The sequence below is a fragment of the Streptomyces sp. NPDC054863 genome, assembly GCF_053610825.1.
In genome coordinates, this window is sequence record NZ_JBSGZD010000353.1 from 1 (window position 1) to 7,743 (window position 7,743).

Sequence of the window (7,743 nt, forward strand, 5' to 3'; positions counted from 1 at the left end):
CACCGGGACCGGCCCCCTCCCTCACTTGGCGTCAATTTCCCTGCCCCACAGGGGAGTTCAGTCCTCGTGGCCGAGCTGGAGATCGCGTTCGGTGCGACCGCCGCCCGCCACCTGGAGGACGGTGGCCACGGGCGGATACCCGGCCGCGATCACCGTGTACTCGCCCGACGAGAGGTCGACGAAGCGGAACGTGCCGTCCGAGCCGGTGGTGAGGGTGTCCACCACGTTGCCCGCCGCGTCGAGCAGCGTCACCCGGGCGTCCTCGACGGGCCGCCCGCCGCCCGCCCGCACGGTGCCGCGCAGCATGGCGCCGCCCGCCAGCTCGATGTCCTGCCGGGTCTCCCGCGACGCCTGCACGCTGACCGGCAGCGCAGCGGGCCGGAAGGCGGGTGCGCTCGCGGCGAGGGTGTACTCCCCCGCGATCAACTCCGTGATGACATAGCCCCCTTCGCGTCCGCTGCGCGTCGAGGCGACGACCTCGCCGCGCACGTCGGTGAGCGTGACGGCCGCGTCCCGGACCGGTGTGCCGTCCGCGGTGACGACGGATCCGGCGAGCCGGCCCGCGCCGCCGAGCACCACGTCCAGCTCAACCGGCCGCTCCCCCACGGTGACCGTGACGGCCTGCGGCTGGTGCCCGCCCGCCGCCGCGATCAGTACGTACGATCCGGGGCCGCGCACACTCAGCGCGTACCGCCCGTCGAAGCCGCTGGCACCCCGCCCGACCTGCTGGCCGCCCACGTCGATGAGGGTGAGCGCGGCGCGCGGCACCGTGGAGCCGTCGTGGTGCTGGACGGTGCCGCAGACCGGGACTCCGCCCGACTGCTGTGCGGGGAGCGGGAGAGGAGGGGCGGGGCGGGGGTGGCTCACGGGCTCGGCCGGTGCTGCGGAGGCGGGGGCGGCGGGGGCGTTGTGCGCGGACACCAGTGGTTTCTCCTTGAGGAAGCAGGCGATGAGCAGGCCGAGCACGAGCACCGGCACGAGGTAGAGGAAGATGCGCGGCATGGCCACGGCGTACGCCTCGATGTAGGCGTCGCGCAGCAACGGCGGCATCGCGTGCACCAGTTGCGGGGTGATGGACGACGGGTCGGGCAGGCCGACGCCGGTCGGCAGGGAGTCGGCGAGCGCGTCGACGAGGCGGCCCGCGAACAGCGTGCCGAAGATCGCGGCGCCGATGGAGCCGCCCATCTGGCGGAAGTAGGTGTTGGCGCTGGTGGCGGTGCCGAGGTCGCCCGGCGGCACGGAGTTCTGCACGGCGAGCACGAGCACCGGCATGATCAGCCCGATCCCGGTGCCGAGCAGGGCCATCCACAGGCTGTACTGCAGCTGCGAGGTGTCCGTCTCCAGCCGCGAGAGCAGCCACATCCCGGCGGCGGACAGCGCACTGCCGACGATCGGGTAGATCCGGTAGTGGCCGGTCTTGCTGATCAGCTGCCCGGAGACGATCGAGGCGATGACGACCCCTCCCATCATCGGCAGCATCAGCAGCCCTGACTCGGTGGCGGTGGCCCCGTCGACCATCTGCAGGAAGGTCGGGAGGTAGCTGGCGGCGCCGAAGAGCGCGATGCCGACGACGGCGCCGACGAGCCCGGTGATGTTGAAGATCGAGTCGCGGAACAGCCGCAGCGGAATGATCGGTTCGACCGCGTAGTACTCGACGACGACGAACAGCAGGGACGTTCCGGCGGCTCCGGCGGCGAGTCCCAGGATCACCCGCGAGTCCCACTCGTACTCCGTACCGCCCCAACTGGTCAGCAGTACGAGGCAGGTGGACGCGGCGGCGAGCAGGATCGCGCCCATGATATCCAGGCGGGGGCGCGCGGTGGGCTTCGGCAGCTTCAGTACGACGGCGACGACGGCGAGCGTGACCAGGCCGAACGGCACGTTGATGTAGAAGCACCAGCGCCAGGAGGCGTGGTCGGTGAAGAACCCGCCGAGCAGCGGCCCGGCCACGGACGCGAGGCCGAAGGCCGCCCCGACGAGCCCCATGAACCGGCCGCGCTGCCGGGGCGGCACGATGTCCGCGATGATCGCCTGCACGCCGATCATCAGTCCGCCCGCACCGGCGCCCTGGAGAGCCCGGAAGGCGATCAGCTGGTCCATCGTCCTGGACCAGCCGGCCAGTGCCGAGCCGATGATGAAGACGACGATGGCGAAGAGGAAGACGCCCTTGCGGCCGAAGAGGTCGCCGAGCTTTCCGTAGACCGGCAGCCCGATGGTCGAGGTCAGCAGGTAGGCCGTGATCGCCCAGGACATCCGGTCCAGGCCCTGGAGATCGCCGACGATCTTCGGCAGGGCGGTGGCGACGATCATCTGCTCCAGCGCCGCGAGCAGCAGCGCGAGCATCAGACCGCAGAAGACGAGCCGGATCCGACGGGGCGAGCCGTACGCCCCCGGGGGAAGCTCCCCGGCCCCCCGGCCGGCTTCGTGCGGGGCCGGCTCCGGCCCGGACCCCTCTGTCCCGGTGCGGCCCGGGACCGGACGCGTCGCGTCCCGCCCGTCCTTCACCAGAGTGATGCCACCCACGTGATCGCTCCCCTCGTCGCGCCCGACGTCACGCCTGCGCCGCCCATTTGTCGCATTCGGCGACAAGGCGGAGCAAGCGCGACGATTGACGCGCGGGGCGTACGCGGGCGGACTTCGGGCCGGTGGGAGCCCCTACGGCGTGCAACCGACCGACACGGAAGACCACTCGAACCGGTGAGTCCCGGATCTTCCCGTAACGCCCTCTGCCACGCGGGGAGTTGCCCGCTCCCGCCTACATCTCCCGCTACTTCTCCACCTCGGCGGCGAGCTTGGCGAGCAGCTCGTCGTAGATCCGGCCGAGCCCCTTGGGCGCGAAGGTCCTCTCGAAGAATCCGCCGATGCCGGTGGCACCGGTCCACACGGACGTGACGACGGCCTTGGCGGAACCCTCGCCGGCCGGGGTGACCGTCCAGGTGGTCACCATGGACGAGTTGCGGTCCTTCTCGACGAGCTGCCCGTCGGTCGGCTCGGTGACCTCCAGCAGGCAGTCGCGCACCCGCTTGCTGGTGGCCTGGAGTTTCCAGTGGACGAGGGTGCCCTCGCCGTCACCGCCCTCGCGCACTTCGTACTCGCTGAAGTGCTCGGGCAGGAGCTTCGCGCGCGCGCCGCTGTAGTCGGCCAGCGTGTCGAACACCGTCTCCGCATCCGCCGCGATGATCCGCTCCGTCGTGGCCTCTACCTGCGCCATGCCTCTTCCTCCAGCAGTCGGTTTTCCGGGTGGGCCCGCTCACCCAACCACCTCGGGAGCAGCCGCCAAAATCGGGGCTGCGACACACAAGGGAACGCTTGTTCCATTGTCGGTACGGCACCACTCACGCCGCCGAAATCCAGCTGCGCCCGCCGCACCGCTGCGCGAAGATGCCGCATGGCCTCCACCCCCGGCATCCGCCTCCGCCCCATGACCCTCACCGACTGCGAGGCCGTCGCCGCCTGCCGCGTCCTCGGCTGGCAGCACGCCTACGCCGGGCTGGTCCCGCAGTCCTACCTGGACTCGATGAACATCCCCGACGACACCGTGCTCCGCCGCGAGCACTTCATCGCCGCCGGCCCCGACGTGGTCAACCTCGTCGCCGAACGCGCGGGCCGAGTCGTCGGCTGGGCCTGCTGCGGCCCGTACCGCGAGACCGAAGGTGCCGAGCCGCACAGCGGCCCCGGCCGCCCGGCCGCCGAGCTCTACACCCTCTACGTCCTCCCGGACCACTTCTCCACCGGCGCCGGCCGCGCCCTGATGACCGGGAGCACCGACCGCGCCCGCGCGGCCGGATTCGGCTCGATGAGCCTCTGGGTGCTCAAGGACAACGCCCGCGCCCGCCGCTTCTACGAGAAGGCCGGCTTCCGCGCCGACGGCACCGAAGAGCCCTTCGAGCTGGCGGGCACCACCCTCCGCGAGGTGCGCTGCACCGGCCCTCTTTGAGGTGCGCCGCCCGAGCCCACTTCAGAGGTGCGCCACCCAGGAGCCCTCTTCGCGGTGCGCCGCCCGAGACCCCTCTTCGAGGTGCGCTACCCGAGCCTGCTCAGCGCCGCCGCTGCCGCTGCGCTCAGCCTCGGGTGGTCCAGTGCCGCGTCGAGCACCTCCGTGGCCCGGACGTCACGCAGCCGCCCCAGTCCTTCCACGCAGGCGAGCGCCACCCGCCAGTGCGGCTCCCCGGGTACGAGCAGCCCGCGCAGGGTGGTGATCAGCGCCGGTACGGACTCGGGCGCACGCAGTTCGGTCAGCAGGCGCACCGGCTGCAGGGCGTACGCGGTGCGCATCGTGTTCGTGGCGAGGGCGGCGGCGGCCCGCGCCGTGCGCGGATCGCCGAGCCTGGCGAGCGCGTGGGCGGCGGAGACGCACCGCTCCGGGTCCCGGTGGTTGAGCAGCAGGACGAGCGCCTCGAAGGCCCGCCGGTCACCGGTGCAGCCGAGCCGGAAGGCGGCGATCTCCCGCGCCCAGAGCGGTTGTTGGGGTTCGGTGAGGACCCGGGCGAGTATCTCGTGGTCCCCTGTCGCGACCAGTCGCTCGTACGAAGCCGACTCCCCGGCCTCTTCGCCCAGCCTGTCGATCAGGGACCGCAGTTCCTCGTCCATCCGGCCAGCGTAGCCAGCGCGGCGACGCCCCGGGCGGCGCAGATCACATTCGGTGGGAGCGACCGGGGGCTGGCGCGCTCGTTACTCGCCGGTTAGTCTCAAGTGAGCGGGTCGCCCCCACCACAGGGCCCAACCCCCGCTGAAAGATCGACTCTTGGCGGCCTGGTGACGCAGCCGCCACGGAGTGTTCAGTCGGTTCGGCGTTTTTCGTACGGCAGGCCCGGGACAGGGCCGCCGGCTCCCCAGCACGACGCTCACGTCCGCACGCCCGCCGTGCGTCGACGTCCGTCTCCTCAGCGCGCACCTCGGCGCGCGGACGCTCTCAGCAGACGCCTCCCTTCAGTCGTCACTCATTCTCTGGAGTCCCGTGATGGACACCCCTGTCTCCACCACCCCTCTCTCCTCGCTCGCCACCGTCGCCGTCGTCGGCCTCGGCACCATGGGCACCGGCATCGCCGAGGTCCTGGCCCGCGCGGGCCGCACGGTGATCGGCATCGACATCAGCAGCACCGCGGTCCACCAGGCGGTCGCCGCCCTCGAAGCGTCCACCGCCCGTGCCGTGCGCAAGGAGCGGATCACCGCGGTCGAGCGTGCCGAGATGCTGGCCAGGTTCCGCACCTCGGTGGAGCTGTCGGCCGCCGCGGACGCGGACCTCGTCATCGAGGTCGTCCCCGAGTCGTACGAGATCAAGCACCAGGTCTTCCGCGAACTGGACGCCGTCGTCCGCCCGGACACGATCCTCGCCACCGGCACCAACGCCCTCTCGGTGACCCGGCTGGCCGCCGACTCGGCCCGCCCCGAGCGGGTCCTGGGCCTGCACTTCTTCAACCCGGCTCCGGCGATGAAGCTGGTGGAGGTCGTCTCCTCCGTCCTCACCGCCCCGACCGCCGTCGCGGCCGTCACCGACCTCGCGCACGACCTCGGCAAGGAGCCGGTCGCGGTCGGCGACCGCCCCGGCTTCGTCGCCGACGGGCTGCTGTTCGGCTACCTCAACCAGGCCGCGGCGATGTACGAGGCCAAGTACGCCTCCCGCGAGGACATCGACGCCTCGATGCGCCTGGGCTGCGGGCTCCCGATGGGCCCGCTCGCCCTGCTGGACCTGATCGGCATCGACACCGCGCGCACCGTCCTGGAGGCGATGTACTCGGAGTCGCACGACCGGCTGCACGCCCCCGCCCCGATCCTCAAGCAGCTCAGCGAGGCCGGATTGACCGGCCGGAAGGCGGGCCGCGGTTTCTACACGTACGAGGCGGCCGGCAGCGACGCCGTCGTCCACGACGCACTGACGCCTGCTGAGGCGGCGCCGCTCACCACCGGCCGTCAGATCCGGACGGTCGGCGTCGCGGGCTCCGGAACGATGGCCTCCGGCATCGCGGAGGTCTTCGCCAAGGCCGGATACGCCGTGGTCCTCGCGGCCCGCGGCGTCGAGAAGGCGGAAGTCGCCAAGTCCCGTATCAACAAGTCCCTTTCGCGCTCTGTCGACAAGGGCCGGATGACCGCGGAGGCCCGCGAGGAAACCCTCGCGCGGATCACCCCGGCGGGCTCGCTCGACGCCTTCGCCGACGTGGACCTGGCGCTGGAGGCGGTCGCCGAGGACCTGGAGGTCAAGCAGCAGCTCTTCGCCACGTTCGACAAGGTCTGCAAGCAGGGCGCGATCCTCGCCACCACCACCTCCTCGCTCCCCGTCGTCGCCTGCGCCCGCGCCACCTCGCGCCCGCAGGACGTCATCGGGATGCACTTCTTCAACCCGGCCCCGGCGATGAAGCTGGTGGAGATCGTCCGTACGGTCCTCACCTCGGACGACGTGCACGCCACCGTCCGCGACCTCACCACCAGGATCCGCAAGCACCCGGTGGACTGCGGCGACCGGGCGGGCTTCATCGTGAACGCCCTCCTCTTCCCGTACCTCAACAACGCGATCAAGATGGTCCAGGAGCACTACGCGTCCCTGGACGACATCGACGCCGCGATGAAGCTCGGCGGCGGCTACCCGATGGGCCCCTTCGAGCTCCTCGACGTGGTCGGCCTCGACGTCTCGCTCGCCATCGAGCAGGTCCTGCACCGCGAGTTCCGCGACCCGGGTCTGGCTCCGGCTCCCCTCCTTGAGCACCTGGTCGCGGCGGGCTGCCTGGGCCGCAAGACGGGCCGGGGCTTCCGGGAGTATGCGCGACGGTAGGCAGGCGGGTGCCCCTGGCTGGGGCGGGCTGCTGGAAGGCGCGGGCGGCCCGCCCCCTCAGGCGCGCTCCCCTGCGCGGATGGGTTACGTTCAGGGCATGCCCCAGGCCCCCAGGACTCCTCGTACGACCTCTGCGCCCGACGCGCCCGAAAGCGCCGCGGGTTCGCGCGCGGCGGCGCAGCGCCTCAAGATGCGCCGCGAGCTGTCCGCCGCCGCGATGGAGCTCTTCGCGACGAAGGGGTACGAGGCGACCACGGTCGACGAGATCGCGGCGGCGGGCGGTGTCGCCCGCCGCACCTTCTTCCGGCACTTCCGCTCCAAGGAAGAGGCGATCTTCCCGGACCACGACGACACCCTCGTACGGGCCGAGGCGGTGCTCAACGCGGCGCCCCCGCACGAGCACCCGCTCGACACCGTGTGCCGCGGCATCAAAGAGGTGATGCGGATGTACGCCGCCGCCCCCACGGTGTCGGTGGCCCGCTACAAACTGACCCGCGAGGTCCCCACCCTCCGCGAGGCCGAGATCGCCTCGGTGGCCCGCTACGAGCGGCTCTTCACCCGCTATCTCCTGGGCCACTTCGACGAGCACGACCAGCAGCCGGGCAACGACGACCCGCTCCTCGCCGAGGTCGCCGCCTCTGCGGTCGTCACCGCCCACAACCACGTCCTGCGGCGCTGGCTGCGGGCGGGCGGGCAGGGCGACGTGGAGACCCAGCTGGACCACGCCTTCGCGATCGTCCGCCGCACCTTCGGCTCCGGCATCGGGGCGGGCCGCTCGGCGGAGCGCCGTAGCGACCCCGCCGCCCCCGTGGCGGCCACGGCGTCGGTCAGCGGCGAGGTACTGGTGACGGTGGCGCGCACGGACGCACCTCTTGAGGAAGTCATGCGCACCATCGAGCAGGCCCTCGCGAAGGGCTGACCCGGCGCCCCACCACGCCACCCTGTCACTGCCCCACCCCGCCCCCGAAGGCGGACAC

Annotated in this window: 6 protein-coding genes; 3 read left to right on the forward strand and 3 right to left on the reverse strand. The window is 71.9% G+C overall.

All coding sequences use genetic code 11. The annotated features are described in order from the left end of the window. Positions 1–57: 57 nt before the first annotated feature. Both ACWGIG_RS34820 and ACWGIG_RS34825 read right to left on the reverse strand, forming a co-directional pair. Entirely contained in the window at positions 58–2,523 is a 2,466-nt protein-coding gene (locus tag ACWGIG_RS34820) for an MFS transporter (protein WP_453325700.1), read from the reverse strand. 244 nt (positions 2,524–2,767) lie between these two features. Continuing rightward, a complete protein-coding gene (locus ACWGIG_RS34825) occupies positions 2,768–3,211 on the reverse strand; it encodes an SRPBCC family protein (protein WP_453325701.1) in 444 nt (147 codons plus the stop codon). Between the two features lie 177 nt (positions 3,212–3,388). Here ACWGIG_RS34825 and ACWGIG_RS34830 point away from each other — a divergent pair, with 177 nt between their 5' ends. After that, on the forward strand, positions 3,389–3,937 hold the full coding sequence (locus ACWGIG_RS34830; RefSeq protein ID WP_453325702.1) for an N-acetyltransferase family protein: 549 nt from the start codon (positions 3,389–3,391) through the stop codon (positions 3,935–3,937). A gap of 86 nt (positions 3,938–4,023) precedes the next feature. Here ACWGIG_RS34830 and ACWGIG_RS34835 read toward each other — a convergent pair whose 3' ends face one another. Continuing rightward, positions 4,024–4,590 (reverse strand): adenylosuccinate lyase, encoded by a 567-nt coding sequence (locus ACWGIG_RS34835; RefSeq protein WP_453325703.1) that lies wholly within the window; start codon positions 4,588–4,590, stop codon positions 4,024–4,026. Between the two features lie 370 nt (positions 4,591–4,960). Between ACWGIG_RS34835 and ACWGIG_RS34840 the strand changes: the two genes are divergently transcribed. After that, the gene (locus ACWGIG_RS34840) at positions 4,961–6,766 is read left to right on the forward strand and encodes a 3-hydroxyacyl-CoA dehydrogenase family protein (RefSeq protein WP_453325704.1); all 1,806 of its coding nucleotides are present in this window, start codon (positions 4,961–4,963) and stop codon (positions 6,764–6,766) included. 79 nt (positions 6,767–6,845) lie between these two features. After that, complete coding sequence (locus ACWGIG_RS34845; protein WP_453325705.1) at positions 6,846–7,685, forward strand: TetR family transcriptional regulator; 840 nt, start codon at positions 6,846–6,848, stop codon at positions 7,683–7,685. The last annotated feature ends 58 nt before the right edge of the window (positions 7,686–7,743 follow it).

Coding starts and splice junctions, on each gene's coding strand:
- ACWGIG_RS34825 (WP_453325701.1), bottom strand. CDS start 3,211: ATGGCGCAGGTAGAGGCCACGACGGAGCGGATCATCGCGGCGGATGCG.
- ACWGIG_RS34830 (WP_453325702.1), top strand. CDS start 3,389: ATGGCCTCCACCCCCGGCATCCGCCTCCGCCCCATGACCCTCACCGAC.
- ACWGIG_RS34835 (WP_453325703.1), bottom strand. CDS start 4,590: ATGGACGAGGAACTGCGGTCCCTGATCGACAGGCTGGGCGAAGAGGCC.
- ACWGIG_RS34840 (WP_453325704.1), top strand. CDS start 4,961: ATGGACACCCCTGTCTCCACCACCCCTCTCTCCTCGCTCGCCACCGTC.
- ACWGIG_RS34845 (WP_453325705.1), top strand. CDS start 6,846: ATGGGTTACGTTCAGGGCATGCCCCAGGCCCCCAGGACTCCTCGTACG.